At 68.0% G+C, this 14,584-nt stretch carries 17 protein-coding genes and 1 tRNA gene; 13 read left to right on the plus strand and 5 right to left on the minus strand.

Annotated features, from left to right (window positions below; all coding sequences use genetic code 11):
* Positions 1-25: 25 nt before the first annotated feature.
* The 9 genes from ABD708_RS12615 to pstB all read left to right on the plus strand — a co-directional run bounded on the left by ABD708_RS12615 (position 26) and on the right by pstB (position 10,124).
* A complete protein-coding gene (locus ABD708_RS12615) occupies positions 26-868 on the plus strand; it encodes an ABC transporter substrate-binding protein (protein WP_344754951.1) in 843 nt (280 codons plus the stop codon).
* Positions 829-1,707, plus strand: coding sequence for an amino acid ABC transporter permease (locus tag ABD708_RS12620; RefSeq protein ID WP_344754953.1), 879 nt, complete (start codon positions 829-831; stop codon positions 1,705-1,707). Before ABD708_RS12615 ends, ABD708_RS12620 begins: the two co-directional genes overlap by 40 nt.
* Positions 1,704-2,438, plus strand: a complete 735-nt coding sequence (locus ABD708_RS12625; RefSeq protein WP_344754955.1) for an amino acid ABC transporter ATP-binding protein — start codon at positions 1,704-1,706, stop codon at positions 2,436-2,438. The genes ABD708_RS12620 and ABD708_RS12625 overlap by 4 nt, the downstream gene beginning before the upstream one ends.
* Positions 2,439-2,484: 46 nt before the next feature.
* Positions 2,485-4,659, plus strand: a complete 2,175-nt coding sequence (locus tag ABD708_RS12630) for an RNA degradosome polyphosphate kinase (RefSeq protein ID WP_344754957.1) — start codon at positions 2,485-2,487, stop codon at positions 4,657-4,659.
* Positions 4,656-5,594: an NUDIX hydrolase gene (locus ABD708_RS12635; protein WP_344754959.1), complete on the plus strand. Its 939-nt coding sequence runs from the start codon at positions 4,656-4,658 to the stop codon at positions 5,592-5,594. The genes ABD708_RS12630 and ABD708_RS12635 overlap by 4 nt, the downstream gene beginning before the upstream one ends.
* A gap of 256 nt (positions 5,595-5,850) precedes the next feature.
* Positions 5,851-6,987 carry a phosphate ABC transporter substrate-binding protein PstS gene (locus ABD708_RS12640; RefSeq protein ID WP_344754961.1) on the plus strand — a complete coding sequence of 379 codons (1,137 nt, stop codon included), beginning with the start codon at positions 5,851-5,853 and terminating at the stop codon, positions 6,985-6,987.
* Positions 6,988-7,097: 110 nt separating this feature from the next.
* Positions 7,098-8,216: a phosphate ABC transporter permease subunit PstC gene (pstC, locus tag ABD708_RS12645; protein ID WP_344754963.1), complete on the plus strand. Its 1,119-nt coding sequence runs from the start codon at positions 7,098-7,100 to the stop codon at positions 8,214-8,216.
* A complete protein-coding gene (gene pstA / locus ABD708_RS12650) occupies positions 8,213-9,322 on the plus strand; it encodes a phosphate ABC transporter permease PstA (protein ID WP_344754965.1) in 1,110 nt (369 codons plus the stop codon). Before pstC ends, pstA begins: the two co-directional genes overlap by 4 nt.
* Positions 9,323-9,344: 22 nt before the next feature.
* On the plus strand, positions 9,345-10,124 hold the full coding sequence (pstB, locus tag ABD708_RS12655; RefSeq protein ID WP_344754967.1) for a phosphate ABC transporter ATP-binding protein PstB: 780 nt from the start codon (positions 9,345-9,347) through the stop codon (positions 10,122-10,124).
* A gap of 185 nt (positions 10,125-10,309) precedes the next feature.
* Here the strand turns inward: pstB and ABD708_RS12660 are convergent, their stop codons facing one another.
* The gene (locus ABD708_RS12660) at positions 10,310-11,215 is read right to left on the minus strand and encodes an NAD-dependent epimerase/dehydratase family protein (RefSeq protein ID WP_344754969.1); all 906 of its coding nucleotides are present in this window, start codon (positions 11,213-11,215) and stop codon (positions 10,310-10,312) included.
* An 89-nt stretch (positions 11,216-11,304) separates the two neighbouring features.
* On the opposite strand from ABD708_RS12660, the gene ABD708_RS12665 reads away from it, so the two are divergent.
* The 3 genes from ABD708_RS12665 (at position 11,305) to ABD708_RS12675 (ending at position 12,699) form a co-directional block, all read left to right on the plus strand.
* The gene (locus tag ABD708_RS12665) at positions 11,305-11,673 is read left to right on the plus strand and encodes a MerR family transcriptional regulator (RefSeq protein ID WP_344754971.1); all 369 of its coding nucleotides are present in this window, start codon (positions 11,305-11,307) and stop codon (positions 11,671-11,673) included.
* Positions 11,674-11,690: 17 nt separating this feature from the next.
* A complete protein-coding gene (locus ABD708_RS12670; protein WP_344754973.1) occupies positions 11,691-12,044 on the plus strand; it encodes a DUF2200 domain-containing protein in 354 nt (117 codons plus the stop codon).
* Between the two features lie 184 nt (positions 12,045-12,228).
* Complete coding sequence (locus ABD708_RS12675; protein WP_344754975.1) at positions 12,229-12,699, plus strand: hypothetical protein; 471 nt, start codon at positions 12,229-12,231, stop codon at positions 12,697-12,699.
* A 27-nt stretch (positions 12,700-12,726) separates the two neighbouring features.
* On the opposite strand, the gene ABD708_RS12680 is transcribed toward ABD708_RS12675, so the two are convergent.
* Together ABD708_RS12680 and ABD708_RS12685 are read right to left on the minus strand one after the other, a co-directional pair.
* A tRNA-Lys gene (locus ABD708_RS12680) sits at positions 12,727-12,800 on the minus strand.
* 79 nt (positions 12,801-12,879) lie between these two features.
* Positions 12,880-13,044 carry a hypothetical protein gene (locus tag ABD708_RS12685; protein WP_344754977.1) on the minus strand — a complete coding sequence of 55 codons (165 nt, stop codon included), beginning with the start codon at positions 13,042-13,044 and terminating at the stop codon, positions 12,880-12,882.
* A gap of 66 nt (positions 13,045-13,110) precedes the next feature.
* On the opposite strand from ABD708_RS12685, the gene ABD708_RS12690 reads away from it, so the two are divergent.
* Positions 13,111-13,740, plus strand: a complete 630-nt coding sequence (locus ABD708_RS12690; RefSeq protein ID WP_344754979.1) for a DNA-directed RNA polymerase subunit beta — start codon at positions 13,111-13,113, stop codon at positions 13,738-13,740.
* On the opposite strand, the gene ABD708_RS12695 is transcribed toward ABD708_RS12690, so the two are convergent.
* Positions 13,737-14,201 (minus strand): SRPBCC domain-containing protein, encoded by a 465-nt coding sequence (locus ABD708_RS12695; RefSeq protein ID WP_344754981.1) that lies wholly within the window; start codon positions 14,199-14,201, stop codon positions 13,737-13,739. The two genes, ABD708_RS12690 and ABD708_RS12695, sit on opposite strands and share 4 nt — an antisense overlap.
* A 46-nt stretch (positions 14,202-14,247) precedes the next feature.
* Positions 14,248-14,580, minus strand: coding sequence for an ArsR/SmtB family transcription factor (locus tag ABD708_RS12700; protein ID WP_344754983.1), 333 nt, complete (start codon positions 14,578-14,580; stop codon positions 14,248-14,250).
* Positions 14,581-14,584: the final 4 nt, after the last annotated feature.

The raw sequence follows: 14,584 nt of genomic DNA on the forward strand, positions 1-14,584 counted from the left end.
GCACCGTCACGGCATCCTTGACTCCATGCCCGCACGCACCCGAATCGTCGCCGTTCTCGCCGTCGCCGCCACGGCGGCGCTCGCCCTCACCGCCTGCTCCCCGGGCACCTCGAGCTCGTCCTCCGGATCGGACGGCTACGTCGAGAAGGGCAAGCTGACGATCGCGACCTCGCAGCCGGCCTACGCGCCGTGGGTCGAGGACAACAAGCCGCAGTCCGGGAACGGCTTCGAGGCGGCGGTGGCCTACGCCGTGGCGGACAAGCTCGGCTTCTCGAAGTCCGACGTGAAGTGGGTGCGCGACGACTTCGACAAGTCGATCGCGCCGGGCCCCAAGGACTTCGACCTCAACCTGCAGCAGTTCTCGATCACCGCCGAGCGCAAGAAGGCCGTCGACTTCTCGAGCCCGTACTACACGACGAGCCAGGTCGTCATCACGACGAGTAAGAGCAAGGCGGCGGATGCCACGAGCCTCGCCGACCTCAAGGGGGATCTGATCGGCGCCGCGGCCGGCACGACGAGCTACACCGACGCCGTCGCCGACATCGCCCCGAGCCAGCAGGTGCAGGTCTTCAACAGCAACGACGACGCGGTGACCGCGCTCAAGTCCGGCCAGGTGGACGCCATCGTCGTCGACCTGCCGACCGGCTTCTACATCACGGGCGCAGAGCTCGACGACGGCAAGATCATCGGGCAGCTTCCCGCCGTGAAGGGCGACACGGGCGACCAGTTCGGCATCGTGCTGCCGAAGGGCAGCAAGCTGACGAAGAAGGTCAGCGATGCGGTCGACGCGCTGCAGAAGGACGGCACCCTCGCCCAGCTCGAGCAGAAATGGCTGAACAGCCAGGGCAACGCGCCGCTGCTCAAGTGAGCGCTCCCTCCGCCCTCGAGCTCGAGCGCCGCGCCTTCCGAGCACGGCAGTCGCGCCGCTCGATCTGGATCAGCATCGTGTCGACGCTGGTCTTCGCCGCGCTCGTGTGGGTCGGCATCGTCCGGGCCCCGGGCTGGCACACCGTGCAGCAGTCGTTCTTCGACCCCGGCCAGGCGTGGAAGGCGGTGCCGTCGATTCTGCAGGGGCTCTGGCTGAACATCCGCGTGCTGTTCGCGAGCGCCGCCTGCGTCCTCGTGCTCAGCATCGTGCTCGCGGCTCTTCGCACCCTGCGCGGGGCCGTGTTCTTCCCGATCCGCGCCGCCGTCTCGATCTACACCGACCTGTTCCGCGGCCTCCCGCTGCTGATCGTGCTGTACCTCGTGGGCTTCGGCATCCCCGCGCTCGGCTTCTTCCCGCGCATGCCCTCCGGCTTCTGGGGAACCGTCGCCCTCGTCATCACCTACACGGCCTACGTGAGCGAGGTGTTCCGCGCCGGCATCGACGCCGTGCACCCCTCGCAGCGCCTCGCGGCCCGCTCCCTCGGCCTCGGCTACTGGCAGACGCTCCGGCTCGTACTGCTGCCGCAGGCCCTGCGCAAGGTCACGCCCGCGCTCATGAACGACTTCGTCTCGCTGCAGAAGGACGTCGGCCTGATCTCGGTGCTGGGCGCCGTCGACGCGGTGCGCGCCGCGCAGATCCAGGTGTCGCTCGCCTACAACTTCACGCCGTACCTCGTCGCAGGCCTGTGCTTCGTCGTGCTCGCCGTGCCGATGATCCGGCTCACCGACTGGTACTCCGCACGCCTGCAGAGGCGCGAGCAGATGGGCAGCGTCGTATGAGCGCGCTGCTCGAGCTGACCGGCATCCGCAAGTCCTTCGGCGATCACGAGGTGCTCGCCGGCATCGACCTGGACCTCGCCGAGCACGAGGTCGTCGCCCTGGTCGGGGCGAGCGGCTCGGGCAAGTCGACGCTGCTGCGCTGCGTGAACCTGCTCGAGCGCATCGACGACGGCCGCATCGTGCTCGCTGGCGACGACATCAGCGACCCGCGCGTGGTCGCCGACCGCGTGCGCAGCCGCATCGGCGTCGTGTTCCAGCACTACAACCTGTTCCCGCACCTCAGCGTGATCGACAACGTCACCCTGGCGGCGCGCCACGTGCATCGCATGTCGAAGACGGATGCCGCGGAGAAGGGCCTCGCCCTGCTCGAGCGCATCGGCCTGGGCTCGAAGGCGAAGGAGTACCCCGACCGCCTCTCGGGCGGCCAGCAGCAGCGCGTCGCGATCGTGCGCGCCCTCGTCACGGATCCCGAGCTGCTGCTGCTCGACGAGATCACGAGCGCCCTCGACCCCGAGCTCGTCGGCGAGGTGCTCGACCTGGTGCGGTCGCTCAAGGAGCAGGGCGCGACGATCCTCATGGCCACGCACGAGATGGGCTTCGCGCGCGAGGTGGCCGACCGGGTGGTGTTCCTCGACGGCGGCGCGATCGTCGAGCAGGCGGCACCCGACGCCTTCTTCGACCGCCCGCAGCAGGAGCGGACGCAGAGGTTCCTGGCCAGATTGCGCCGCTGAGGCATCCGTTCACCTCGCGTTACCGGCTGGTGTAAAGATAGGGCGCATGGATGGCGAGAGCACGCTGGTCGAGGACACGATCGGAACCGACAACCTCGACGACGACTTCGAGCCATGGAACCCCGACTCCGACCCCTCGCTGCCGCGTGACCGCTACATCGACCGCGAGCTGAGCTGGCTCGCCTTCAACCAGCGCGTGCTCGAGCTCGCCGAGGACGACAAGCTCCCCCTTCTCGAGCGGACGAACTTCCTCGCGATCTTCGCGAACAACCTCGACGAGTTCTTCATGGTGCGTGTCGCAGGCCTCAAGCGCCGCATCATGACCGGCCTCGCCGTGCCGACCAACACCGGCAAGTCGCCCGTCGACGTGCTCGCCGACATCTCGGCCAAAGCGCACGAACTGCAGCTGCGGCACGCCCGCGCCTTCCAGCAGATCGGCCTGGCCCTGCGCGAGAAGGGCATCACCCTCGCCTCGTGGGACGAGCTCACCGAAGACGAGCGCGCGCCGCTGCGCGAGCTCTACCAGAAGCAGATCTTCGCGGTGCTGATGCCGCTGGCCGTCGACCCGGCGCACCCGTTCCCCTACATCTCCGGCCTCTCGCTGAACCTCGCGGTGCGCGTGCGGAACACGAAGACGAAGAAGGAGCAGTTCGCGCGCCTCAAGGTGCCGACGGTGCTGCCGCGCTTCATCCGCATCGACGGCGGCGGCTCGGACAAGGTGCGCTACATCCTGCTCGAGGACCTCATCGCCAATCAGCTCGACGAGCTGTTCGCCGGCATGGAGGTCGTCGAGCACCACGTCTTCCGCGTGACCCGCAACGAGGACGTCGAGATCGACGAGGACGAGACCGAGAACCTCATCCAGGCGCTCGAGAAGGAGCTGCTGCGCCGTCGCTTCGGCCCGCCCATCCGCCTCGAGGTCACCGAGGACATGGACGACGTCACCCTCGATCTGCTCGTGCGCGAGCTCGACATCACCGAGCAGGAGATCTACCGGCTGCCCGCCCCGCTCGACCTGCGCGCGCTCTTCGACCTCGGCCGCATCGACCGGCCCGAGCTCAAGTACCCGCCGCACGTGCCCGTGACCGCCCTGCAGTTCCAGCCGAGCGAGCCGAATGCTAAGCCCGACATCTTCGCGGCGCTGCGGCGCAACGACGTGCTCGTGCACCACCCCTACGAGTCGTTCGCGACCAGCGTGCAGGCGTTCCTCGAGCAGGCGGCCCGCGACCCCAACGTGCTCGCGATCAAGCAGACCCTGTACCGCACGAGCGGCGACAGCCCGATCGTCGAGGCGCTCATCGACGCCGCAGAGGCGGGCAAGCAGGTGCTCGCGCTCGTCGAGATCAAGGCACGCTTCGACGAGCAGAACAACATCGAGTGGGCGCGCAAGCTCGAGAAGGCGGGCGTGCACGTCGTCTACGGTCTCGTCGGCCTCAAGACGCACTGCAAGCTCGCGCTCGTCATCCGCCAGGAGGGCGGTCAGCTCAAGCACTACAGCCACGTCGGCACGGGCAACTACAACCCGAAGACGAGCCGCATCTACGAGGACCTCGGCCTGTTCACCTCCGACGACCAGGTCGGCAAGGACCTCACCCGCCTGTTCAACGAGCTGTCGGGCTACGCCATCGAGAAGAAGTTCAAGCGGCTGCTCGTCGCGCCGCTGCACCTGCGCAAGGGGCTGCTCAAGGCGATCGCGCAGGAGACCAAGAACGCGCTGGCCGGCAAGCCCGCAGGCATCCGTATCAAGGTCAACTCGATGGTCGACGAGGCGATCATCGACGCGCTGTACCAGGCGAGCAAGGCAGGCGTGCCCATCGACATCTGGGTGCGCGGCATCTGCGGCCTCAAGGCCGGGCAAGAGGGGTACAGCGAGAACATCAGAGTGCGATCGATCCTCGGGCGCTACCTCGAGCACTCGCGCATCTTCAGCTTCGTGAACAACGGCGACCCGCTCGTCTACATCGGCAGCGCCGACATGATGCACCGCAACCTCGACCGCCGCATCGAGGCGCTCGTGCGCCTGACGAAGCCCGAACACATCCAGGAGCTCTCCGACGTCTTCGACCTCGCGATGAGCGACGAGACCTCGTCGTGGGCGCTCGAATCCGACGGGTCATGGGCGCGCCGCTCCGTCGACGAGTCCGGTGCGCCGCTCATCGACCTGCAGAACCGCCTCATGTACCAGATCTCGCACCGTCCGCGTGCGGCCGTGCGCCTGTGACGGACGGTGTCATCCTCGCCGCGGGGGCGGTGTGCTGGCGGATCGTGGACGGCGACGTCCGCGTGCTCGTCATCCACCGCCCGCGCTACGACGACCTGACGCTGCCCAAGGGGAAGGTCGAGCCGGGCGAGACGCTGCCCCAGACGGCGGTGCGCGAGGTGCGGGAGGAGACCGGGCTCGCGATCGCCCTCGGCATCCCTCTCTCGCAGACCTGCTACACCATCGCGAGCGGGCGCGAGAAGGTCGTGCACTACTGGACGGCGGAGGTGACGGATGCCCAGGTGAAGGCGTCCCGTTTCCGGCCGAACTCCGAAGTGGATGCCGTGCACTGGATGCCGCTCGAGAAGGCGAAGGTCGCCCTGAGCTACGAGCACGACATCCAGCTGCTCGAGGAGTTCGCGCGCGTGCACGAGCAGGCCGGCGGCTCGAGCTTCGGCGTGATCGTGCTGCGACATGCGAAGGCACTCGGCCGAGGCGAATGGTCAGGGGCCGACGAGAAGCGCCCGCTCGCGTCGCGGGGCGTGCTGCAGTCGCAGCGCATCGTGCCGACCGTGCGCGCCTGGCGTCCGCGTCGCATCGTCACCTCCCCGGCTGTGCGGTGCGCCGCGACGGTGGCGCCGCTCGCCCGCGCGCTGGATCGCAAGCCGCGCCTCGAGCCCGGAGTGAGCCAGGATGCCTGGGACGACGGCCTCTCCACCGTGCCCGAGGTCGTCGCGAAGCGCATCGTGTCGGGCAAGACCGCCGTGCTGTGCAGCCATCGCCCCGTGCTGCCCGACATCCTGCGCGAGTTCGCGCTGGCCACCGGTACCCCGATGAGCTGGCAGCTGCGCGAGGCGGCGGCGCTCGAGCCCGCGGCATTCACGATCGTGCACCTCTCGGTGCTGCACCCAACCGCCGGCATCCTGGCGCTCGAAACGCATAACCCGCAGAGCTGATTGGTGCGCCGGTCCCCGCCCGGCGCACCGCGGTTGGCTTTCGCAGTCCATACGCACGGCGGCGAGCAAGTCGCCGCCTCGCCAAGCGTCTTGCGATCTGCGTTTCACGCTCGTTCACCGCCCGTTCACCCTCGCGGCAGAGGCTGGTCAAACGCCCCCCTTAGCGTCGCGAACGGGTCAGCACCGGCCCATGTCCCGCGCGCGTACCCGAACACCTCTCGCCGCGGGCGAACGACACCATTCCGAAGGGAACACAGTGAAGCTCAAGAACGTGGCGGCTGCGGGCGCTCTCGCCCTTGCTACCGCTCTCGCGCTCTCGGCCTGCGGCAGCAACGGGGACACCGGCGGCTCGGGCGACGCGACGAAGACGCCGTCAGCGGCGCCCACCGTCGACTACAGCTCGCTCTCGGGCACGATCACCGCCGGCGGCTCGTCCGCCCAGGCCAACGCGCAGGCGGCATGGTCCGCTGCATTCAAGGGCCTCGGCGCGAACGTGACCATCAACTACGACAAGTCGCAGGGCTCCGGCGGCGGTCGCACCAACTGGCTCGGCGGCAGCTACGACTTCGCGGGCACCGACTCGGCTCTGTCGCCTGATGAGTTCACCAAGGCGAAGACCACCTGCGGCGCCGACGGCGGCGTGAACATCCCCGTCTACCTCTCCGGCGTCGCGGTCATCTACAACCTGCCGGGTGTCGACAAGCTCAACCTGAGCGCCGACGTCATCGCGAAGATCTTCTCGGGCGCGATCAAGACCTGGAACGACCCGGCCATCGCGGCGCTCAACTCGGGCACGACCCTGCCGAGCAGCCCGATCGCCACGGTCCACCGCTCTGACGGCTCCGGCACGACCAACAACTTCACCAGCTACCTCAACCAGGTCGCGGCGAGCACCTGGACGAACGCCCCGAGCAACGACTGGCCGTACCCGAACGTCGGCTCCGGCCAGCAGGGCGGCTCCGGTGTCGTGAACACCGTCACCGCCACCGCGAACAGCATCGGCTACGCCGACCAGAGCTCGATCGGCAAGGCCAGCCAGGCCGACATCCAGGCCGGTACCTCGGGCAGCACCTTCGTGACCTACTCGGCCGCCGGCGCCACCAAGGCGTTCGACGAGGCCGCGCAGGACGCGTCGCAGGGCGCGGGCGACCTCACCAAGAAGCTCGACTACACCAAGATCAGCGGTGCGGATGCCTACCCGATCCCGCTGCTGTCCTATGCGGTCACCTGCAAGACCTTCAAGGACGCGACCCAGGGCAAGCTGACCGCCGCCTACCTCGGCTTCATCGGCGGCAAGACCGGCCAGGACGTCGCCGAGAAGAACGCCGGCGCGGCGCCGCTCCCCGCGAGCATCCAGGCCGAGATCGCCAAGACGGTCGCGCTCATCAAGTAAGACAGCAAGACAGCACCACCTGCGGCGGTCGGGCTATCACCTGGTAGCCCGGCCGTCGCACAATGAAGCCACACCCCGCCCCACACCCGACGAGGAACGAGACGCATCCCGTGACTGAGTCCACCGCCGCAGCGCCCCCGCGTCGGATCGTCGCCAAGGCCCGGCCCAGCGACCGAATCTTCAAGTTCCTGAGCACCGGCTCGGCCACGCTGATCATCGTGATCCTGGCGGGGGTCGCGCTGTTCCTCATCATCAGGTCCGCGCCGGCGATCGGCGCGAGCTGGACCACCGGCGAGCTCGCCGCCGGCACCACCCAGGGCCACTCGAGCTTCTGGGCGTACACCGCACCGCTGGTCTGGGGCACCCTCTGGGTCTCGCTCCTCGGCCTGGTCATGGGCGCCCCGGTCGCGATCGGGATCGCGCTGTTCATCTCGCACTATGCGCCCCGCAATGTCGCCGGCGTGCTCGCGTACCTCGTGGATCTGCTCGCGGCAGTGCCGTCGATCATCTTCGGCCTCTGGGGCATCTTCACGATCCGCAAGTTCCTGCTGCCCTTCCAAGCCTGGCTGAACCACCATGTCGGCTGGTTCCCGCTGTTCGGCGGCGAGCTGAGCCAGACGGGCTCCACGATGTTCGCCGGCGGCGTCGTGCTCGCCGTGATGATCCTGCCGATCATCACCTCGATCACCCGCGAGATCTTCCTGCAGACTCCGCGCCTGCACGAGGAGGCCGCGCTCGCGCTCGGCGCCACGAAATGGGAGACCGTGCGGCTCGCGGTCTTCCCCTACGCCCGCAGCGGCATGCTGAGCGCCATCCTGCTCGGACTGGGCCGTGCGCTCGGCGAGACGATGGCCATCGCGCTCATCATGTCGCCCACCGTCGGCTTCTTCCTCACCTGGTTCACCGACAACCAGAACTCGCAGACCATCGCCGCGAACATCGCACTGAACTTCCCCGAGTCGACGACCCTGCAGCGCCAGGCGCTCATCGGCACCGGCCTCGCGCTGTTCGTCATCTCCCTGGTCGTGAACTTCGCGGCGCGCCTCGTCATCGGGCGCACCGGCAAGTCGGGCGGGGGCAAGAAGGCGAAGCGCCTGCCCCCGACGAATCCCTCGACGATGCTCGCCCTCGACGACGCCGAGAGCCCGCTCGAGGCGCTGCGCCCGCACGCGTCGTCTGCCCACCCCGAAGGCCTCAAGCCCAGCCAACCCGAAGGACCGCGTTCATGAGCGCCACCGCCGTCCCTAACGCGCCGGCCCCGAAGCGCGAAGTCGACAACGCCCTCACCTCCGGCCAGCTGCCGCGGTACTTCGAGCTCTGGTCGCTGATCGGAGCGCTCGCCGTCAGCGCGGTCCTGTTCGTGCTGGTCGGCTTCAACGTCGTGGGCTGGGTGGTCGTCGCTGCGATCCTCTACCTGCTGGCCGTCGGCATCATCTCCTCCTTCACGGAGAACCGCCGCAAAGCCGTCGACCGCATCGTGCGCGGTGTCGTCGTGATCATGTTCCTGCTGGCGCTCGCCCCCCTGGTGTCGACGCTCATCGACGTGATCGCGCGCGGCGCACACGACGCCTTCGACCCGAACTTCGTGTTCAAGACGGGCGGCACCCACTTCGACCCGACGACGCTCAAGGTGACGACCACGATCGGCGCCTGGCACTCGGTCGTCGGCACGCTCATCATCACGGGCATCGCGACGGTGATCAGCGTGCCGATCGGCATCCTCACCGCGATCTACCTGGTCGAGTACGGCCGGCCGACCGCCTGGATGAACCGCACCGTCACCTTCCTGGTCGACGTCATGACGGGCATCCCCTCGATCGTCGCCGGTCTCTTCGCGTTCTCGCTGTTCACCCTGATCGTCGGCCCCAAGGCCTTCAGCGGGCTCTCGGCCGCCATCGCGCTGTGCGTGCTGATGATCCCGATCGTGGTGAGAAGCAGCGAGGAGATGCTGAAGCTCGTCTCCATCGATCTGCGCGAGGCCTCCTACGCGCTCGGCACCACCAAGTTCGTCACGATCACCCGCATCGTGCTGCCGACCGCGATCTCGGGGCTCATCACGGGCGTGATGATCGCGATCGCCCGCGTCATCGGCGAGACGGCGCCGATCTTCATCGCGGCCTCGTTCACCAACAACTTCAACGCGAACCCCCTGCACAACGCGATGTCCACCCTGCCGGTGCAGGCGTACACGGGCTACAAGTTCCCGAGCACCGACATCCCGGCCTCGTACGACTCGGCGTGGGGTTCGGCGCTGCTGCTGGTCATCCTCGTCGTCATCCTCAACCTCATCGCCCGAATCGTCGCGCGCCTGTTCGCCCCCAAGGGCCTGCGCTAGCCACCCGAAGAAACGGATTCCTGTGTCCAAGAGCATCGAGGTCAACGACCTCAACGTCTACTACGACAAGTTCCTGGCTGTCGAGGGCGTCTCGATCAGCATCCAGCCGCGCACCGTCACCGCCTTCATCGGCCCCTCGGGCTGCGGCAAGTCGACGTTCCTGCGCACCCTCAACCGCATGCACGAGGTCATCCCCGGCGCGAGCGTCAAGGGCGAGGTGCTGATCGACGGCAACGACCTGTACGGCCCCGGCGTCGACCCGGTGCTGGTACGCCGCCAGGTGGGCATGGTGTTCCAGCGCGCGAACCCGTTCCCGACGATGTCGATCCGCGACAACGTCCTCGCCGGGGTGCGCCTCAACAACACGCGCATCTCGAAGTCCGACGCCGACGACCTGGTCGAATCGTCGCTGCGCGGCGCCAACCTCTGGGAAGAGGTCAAGGACCGCCTGAACCTGCCCGGCTCCGGGCTCTCCGGCGGTCAGCAGCAGCGTCTGTGCATCGCCCGCGCGATCGCGGTGAAGCCCGACGTGCTGCTGATGGATGAGCCGTGCTCGGCCCTCGACCCGATCTCGACGCTCGCCATCGAGGACCTCATCGAGGAGCTCAAGCAGGAGTACACGATCGTCATCGTGACCCACAACATGCAGCAGGCCACGCGTGTGAGCGACAAGACGGCGTTCTTCAACATCGCGGGCACCGGCAAGCCGGGCCACCTCATCGAGTACGACGACACCCAGACGATCTTCTCGACGCCGAAGGTGAAGGCGACCGAGGACTACGTCTCCGGCCGCTTCGGATAGGCATCCGCCTGCCCTCTGTGTTTGCTCCACGCGAACGCCCTCTGGACGACTCCGAGGGCGTTCTCCGTTACACTCGAATGGCCGGGCCGCAGTAACCCCGGGCTCCAATTTTCGCCGCTTCGAGCGGCCTTCCGCCGAGAGGCGTTCTGCGGCCCGGTTATTCTTTTGCCGCGAGGCGGGGGCGATCAGTCGATGACGGATGCCGGCGCCCGGTAGCTGCCCGCCCGCACGTCGTCGAGCAGCGAGATGCCCGTGGGCGCCCAGCCGAACGCGGCGCGCGCCTTGTCTGCACGGAGCGTGCTCGTGGTGCGCAGCACCTGCGCGAACGGGCCGAACTGCTGCTCGGCCGTCTCGAACGGGATCGACAGCGGCTGGGCGCCCGTCAGGGCGGCGATCGCTTCCGCGAGCTCGCGGAAGCTGAACGGCTGCTCCCCCACGGCGTTGTAGACGCCGGCCGCCGGGTGCGCGAGTGCGGCCAGGTAGAGCGCCGAGAGGTCGTCGACGTGGACAGGGCTCCACGTGTTGGCGCCGTCCTCGATGTAGGCGGCGGCGCCCGTCTGTGCCGCGCTGCTGATGAGCCCGGTGATGAGTCCACTGCCACCGCGCCCATAGACGAGCCCGGCGCGCATCACGATCGGCGTGATGCCGGATGCCTCGCGGACGATGCGCTCGGCCTGCGCCTTCACCGGCTGCGCGCTCACCTCGGGAAGCTCGGCGTCCTCGGTGGTGTCGCGGCCCGACCCGAAGCCGTAGACGAGGCCGGTGCTCGTGTAGATGACCGGTTTGCCGGCATCCGTCGCCCCTGCGCCCTCGACCAGCGCCGTGACGGCCGCGAGCTCCGTGGCGTTCGCCTCGTCGCTCATCGTGTAGTCGACCGCGGCATGGATCACCGCGTCTGCCGCCGCCGCGGCGGCACGGAGCACCGCGGCATCCGCCAGCTCGCCCGGCACCGGCGTCGATCCCGCAGCCGCCAGCCGCGCGCTGCTCGCCTCAGAGCGGGCGAGCGCGGTCACCTCGTGCCCCGCCTCGACCAGCTTCTCGACAAGCACCGAGCCGACATAGCCGGTACCCCCTGTGATGAAGACCTTCATTGCGTTCCCTTTCGCTCGAGCCGCCGCGCGGCCGTGGAACGACGGTAAACTCTGACATCAATGTCAAGGTCAAGTCGGCGGGAGAGCGCATGCGCATCGGCGAGCTGAGCGAGCGGACCGGCGCGAGCGCGCGATCGATCCGGTATTACGAGCAGGTCGGGCTGCTGCGGTCTTCGCGGCTCGGGAACGGCTACCGCGACTTCGACGACGACGCGCTACGCACGGTCGAGACGATCAAGACGCTGCTCGACCTCGGGTTCCCCACCGAGCTGATCGAGCGCGTGCTGCCGTGCACGGGCGATGCCGGGCCGATCGCGCAGGAGTGCGGCGTGCTGGTGCAGCGCGTCACCGAGATCCGGGACGACATGGATGCCAAGGCGCGGCGCCTCGCCGAGACCCGCGACGCGCTCACCCGGTTCCTCGATCGGGCTGTGGCCGACGCCGCGCACGCCGCGTAGGAGGAGTTAGGGGCATCATGGCCGGGCACCGCATCTTTGCAATGAGCTTCGGGACGCTCTACCCGCTGTACGTCGCGAAGGTCGAGCGGAAGGGGCACACCGTCGAGGAGCTCGACGAGGTGATCGAGTGGCTGACCGGCTACGACCCCGCTGAGCTGGAGCGCATGCGCTCAGACGGCACGGATCTGCGGACCTTCTTCGAGCGGGCTCCTGGGTGGAATCCGAACTCCGCGCTCATCACCGGGGTCATCTGCGGCGTCAGGGTCGAAGACGTCGAGGACCCGCTGATGCAGAAGATCCGCTACCTCGACAAGCTCGTCGACGAGCTCGCGCGCGGGAAGAAGATGGCGTCGATCTTGCGCTCGGGCTGAAGCCGTCGCCACCGGAGCGTCGCGCTCACCACCGGGGGTCATCTGCGTACTCCCGGGCGAACACATCGAAGGCGCGCTGCTGCAGAAGGCCCGCTATCTCAGCAACATCGTCCATGAGCTGGCGCGTGGAAAGCAGCTGCCGACGGATCTGCACTCGTGGGGCCGTCGCCTGCCGCCCATTGGGATGCATTCGCTCGAAGACACGCTGACGCCAGCTGTTTCCAGCCCGTTCGTATGTGATGCGCGCGTGGCAATTTCGGCAACGCACGTCGCACTTCGCAATCTCGGCGTCAATGCGCTCCCGCCCAAACCCGTTAGCGGCCAGTCGGGTGACCAAGGCCGTCTTCCCACTGCCCTCGCGATGGTCGAAGTCGAGCACTCGGACGTCGGCTTCGCCGCAGTCAACGCATGGGTGGGTGATCAGGTACTGGGCGAGGTATTCATGCGCCGCCTTTCGCGTCAATCTCCGGCGCGCGACGATCACACGAATGTGATGCTCCCGATTCTTGGCGTAGTACTCGCGAGCATGGCGCTTGTTGCACTCTCGGCAGATCCACTGCAGGCCGTCTTTGCGACCCGACGATTTGTTGAACTCACTCAACGGCAAATCCCGACCGCATTCCCCACAGTGCTTCATGAAGAAATCTTCCGATGAACCACTGACATTGCGGCGGACTGAGAGTGCCCCCGGTCGGGCTCGAACCGACGACCTTACCGATTAAAAGTCGGATGCTCTGCCAACTGAGCTACAGGGGCGACAGATCCAGCGTAACGTGCCCAGCGACATGAAAGCCGCCCGGCGCCCTCTCGGGCACCGGGCGGGAATCCAGGCGTGTCAGACTCGGTTGCGCCCACTGATGGCGCGCACGATCCAGACGATGATGGCGAACAGCGCAAGCACGATCCCGACCCAGAGCAGCCAGTTCACGGCCTGCACGAACCCGCCCGTGAGCAGCAGAATGACCGCAATCACAGCAACGATGATCAGCAGAATGTTCATGCTTCGACGGTGCCCGGACGGAGCTTGCGACAAAACCCCCTTGACAGAAAGCTCAGGAGTCCTGATTTGGCAGACGACTTCCACAAGCCCGTGAAGCTGCCCAGCCGCGTGTTCGAGGCCTTCCACGGCGGCCAGGACCCCGCCGTCGCGCTGCGGGTGGCCCACGAGACGGCCCACGCGCTCGTGTCGCGCGTGCACGCCGACCCCGACCCCGCGGTGATCGACCGGCTCGTCGACTACACGGACCGGCACGGCATCGACGCCATCGCAGAGCTGTGGTCGGAGGCATCCGCCCGCTCCCTGCCCGGCGCGCTGTGGCGCGTCTATCTCGTGCGCGTATTGATCAGGCAGAACCCCGAGGAGACGAGCTACCTCTACCAGCGCGGGGCAGACGTGACGCCGACCATCGACCCGATCGTCGCCGGCGCGCAGGAGCCGACCGGCCCGACGGAGATCGTCGAGCTCGCCGACCGGATTCTGCGCGGAGCGTTCGAGGGCGACTTCGCCGACGCCCTCGACCGGGCTGCGGCATTCTGCCGCGTCGAGGCCGCGGGCGCCGCCGCCCTGGCCGACTCGGTGGATGCCGTGGACTCCGAGCGAGCCACCGAGCTCACAACCCGCGCCTCGCGGTTCGTGCAGACGGGTGACGAGCTCGGCGCCTGCGCGCGGCTGTGGCGGGCGGAGTCGCTGGACTAGCGAAGCAGCTCACCGGTGAGGTAGGCGACGATGACGTTCGCCAGCAGTTCGGTGCCGTGCCTGCGGCCGTCGGCCTCGAGCGGGTCGCCGAAGAACACACCGGACTCGGTGATCGTGAACTTCGTGCCGCCGTCGACCGGCTCCAGTTCGATCGTGGCGATCGAGACGGACGAGCGGAACTCGTCCTCGTACATCTCGTAGGCGTAGACGATGCGCTCGTTCTCGACGATGTCGTAATAGTGGGCATTGAAGACGTGGGCGGGGCCGTCGGGAGTGCCGACCGAGTTGAACTCGTCGCCGCCGACGCGGAAGTCGAAGCGACGCGGGGCCTTCTCGACGAAGCCATCCGGCCCGGTGAACCAGGCCCGTTTCTCGGCGTCGTCGGCGAAACAGGCGAAGACGCGCTCTGGTGATGCGGGAACGGTACGCTCGACGGTGAACGAGCCATGCGTGGTGGTCATCTCTGGTCCTTTCTGTGATCGTTTTGAGACGCGCCTGCGGCGCTCCTCAACGATCGGGGTGGTCGATGAGGTGCTGGGTGAGGCGGTCGAGACGGCTCTCCCACTCGCGACGGCGCGCGTCGATCCACGACTGGACCGCGCCAAACGCCTCGGGGTCGACCGCGCAGGTACGCACCCGCCCCTGCTTCGCCGTCGTGACGAGACCGCTCGCCTCGAGCACGCGCAGGTGCTGCAGGACGGCAGCCATGGTCATCGCGAGCGGTGCCGCGAGTTCGCTGACGGATGCCGGACCGCGCGCCAGCCGCTCGACCATCGCACGCCTGCTGGGGTCGGCGAGGGCCTGGAAGGCCCGGTCGAGCGTGTCGGAATGGTTAAGCATGTGC

It is taken from the genome of Gryllotalpicola koreensis (genome assembly GCF_039538185.1).
GTDB classification, from domain to species: Bacteria; Actinomycetota; Actinomycetes; order Actinomycetales; family Microbacteriaceae; genus Gryllotalpicola; species Gryllotalpicola koreensis.

Coding starts and splice junctions, on each gene's coding strand:
- ABD708_RS12700 (WP_344754983.1), bottom strand. CDS start 14,580: ATGCTTAACCATTCCGACACGCTCGACCGGGCCTTCCAGGCCCTCGCC.
- ABD708_RS12660 (WP_344754969.1), bottom strand. CDS start 11,215: ATGAAGGTCTTCATCACAGGGGGTACCGGCTATGTCGGCTCGGTGCTT.
- ABD708_RS12620 (WP_344754953.1), top strand. CDS start 829: ATGGCTGAACAGCCAGGGCAACGCGCCGCTGCTCAAGTGAGCGCTCCC.
- ABD708_RS12675 (WP_344754975.1), top strand. CDS start 12,229: ATGCATTCGCTCGAAGACACGCTGACGCCAGCTGTTTCCAGCCCGTTC.
- ABD708_RS12670 (WP_344754973.1), top strand. CDS start 11,691: ATGGCCGGGCACCGCATCTTTGCAATGAGCTTCGGGACGCTCTACCCG.
- ABD708_RS12685 (WP_344754977.1), bottom strand. CDS start 13,044: ATGAACATTCTGCTGATCATCGTTGCTGTGATTGCGGTCATTCTGCTG.
- ABD708_RS12630 (WP_344754957.1), top strand. CDS start 2,485: ATGGATGGCGAGAGCACGCTGGTCGAGGACACGATCGGAACCGACAAC.
- ABD708_RS12615 (WP_344754951.1), top strand. CDS start 26: ATGCCCGCACGCACCCGAATCGTCGCCGTTCTCGCCGTCGCCGCCACG.
- ABD708_RS12695 (WP_344754981.1), bottom strand. CDS start 14,201: ATGACCACCACGCATGGCTCGTTCACCGTCGAGCGTACCGTTCCCGCA.
- ABD708_RS12665 (WP_344754971.1), top strand. CDS start 11,305: ATGCGCATCGGCGAGCTGAGCGAGCGGACCGGCGCGAGCGCGCGATCG.
- pstA (WP_344754965.1), top strand. CDS start 8,213: ATGAGCGCCACCGCCGTCCCTAACGCGCCGGCCCCGAAGCGCGAAGTC.
- ABD708_RS12625 (WP_344754955.1), top strand. CDS start 1,704: ATGAGCGCGCTGCTCGAGCTGACCGGCATCCGCAAGTCCTTCGGCGAT.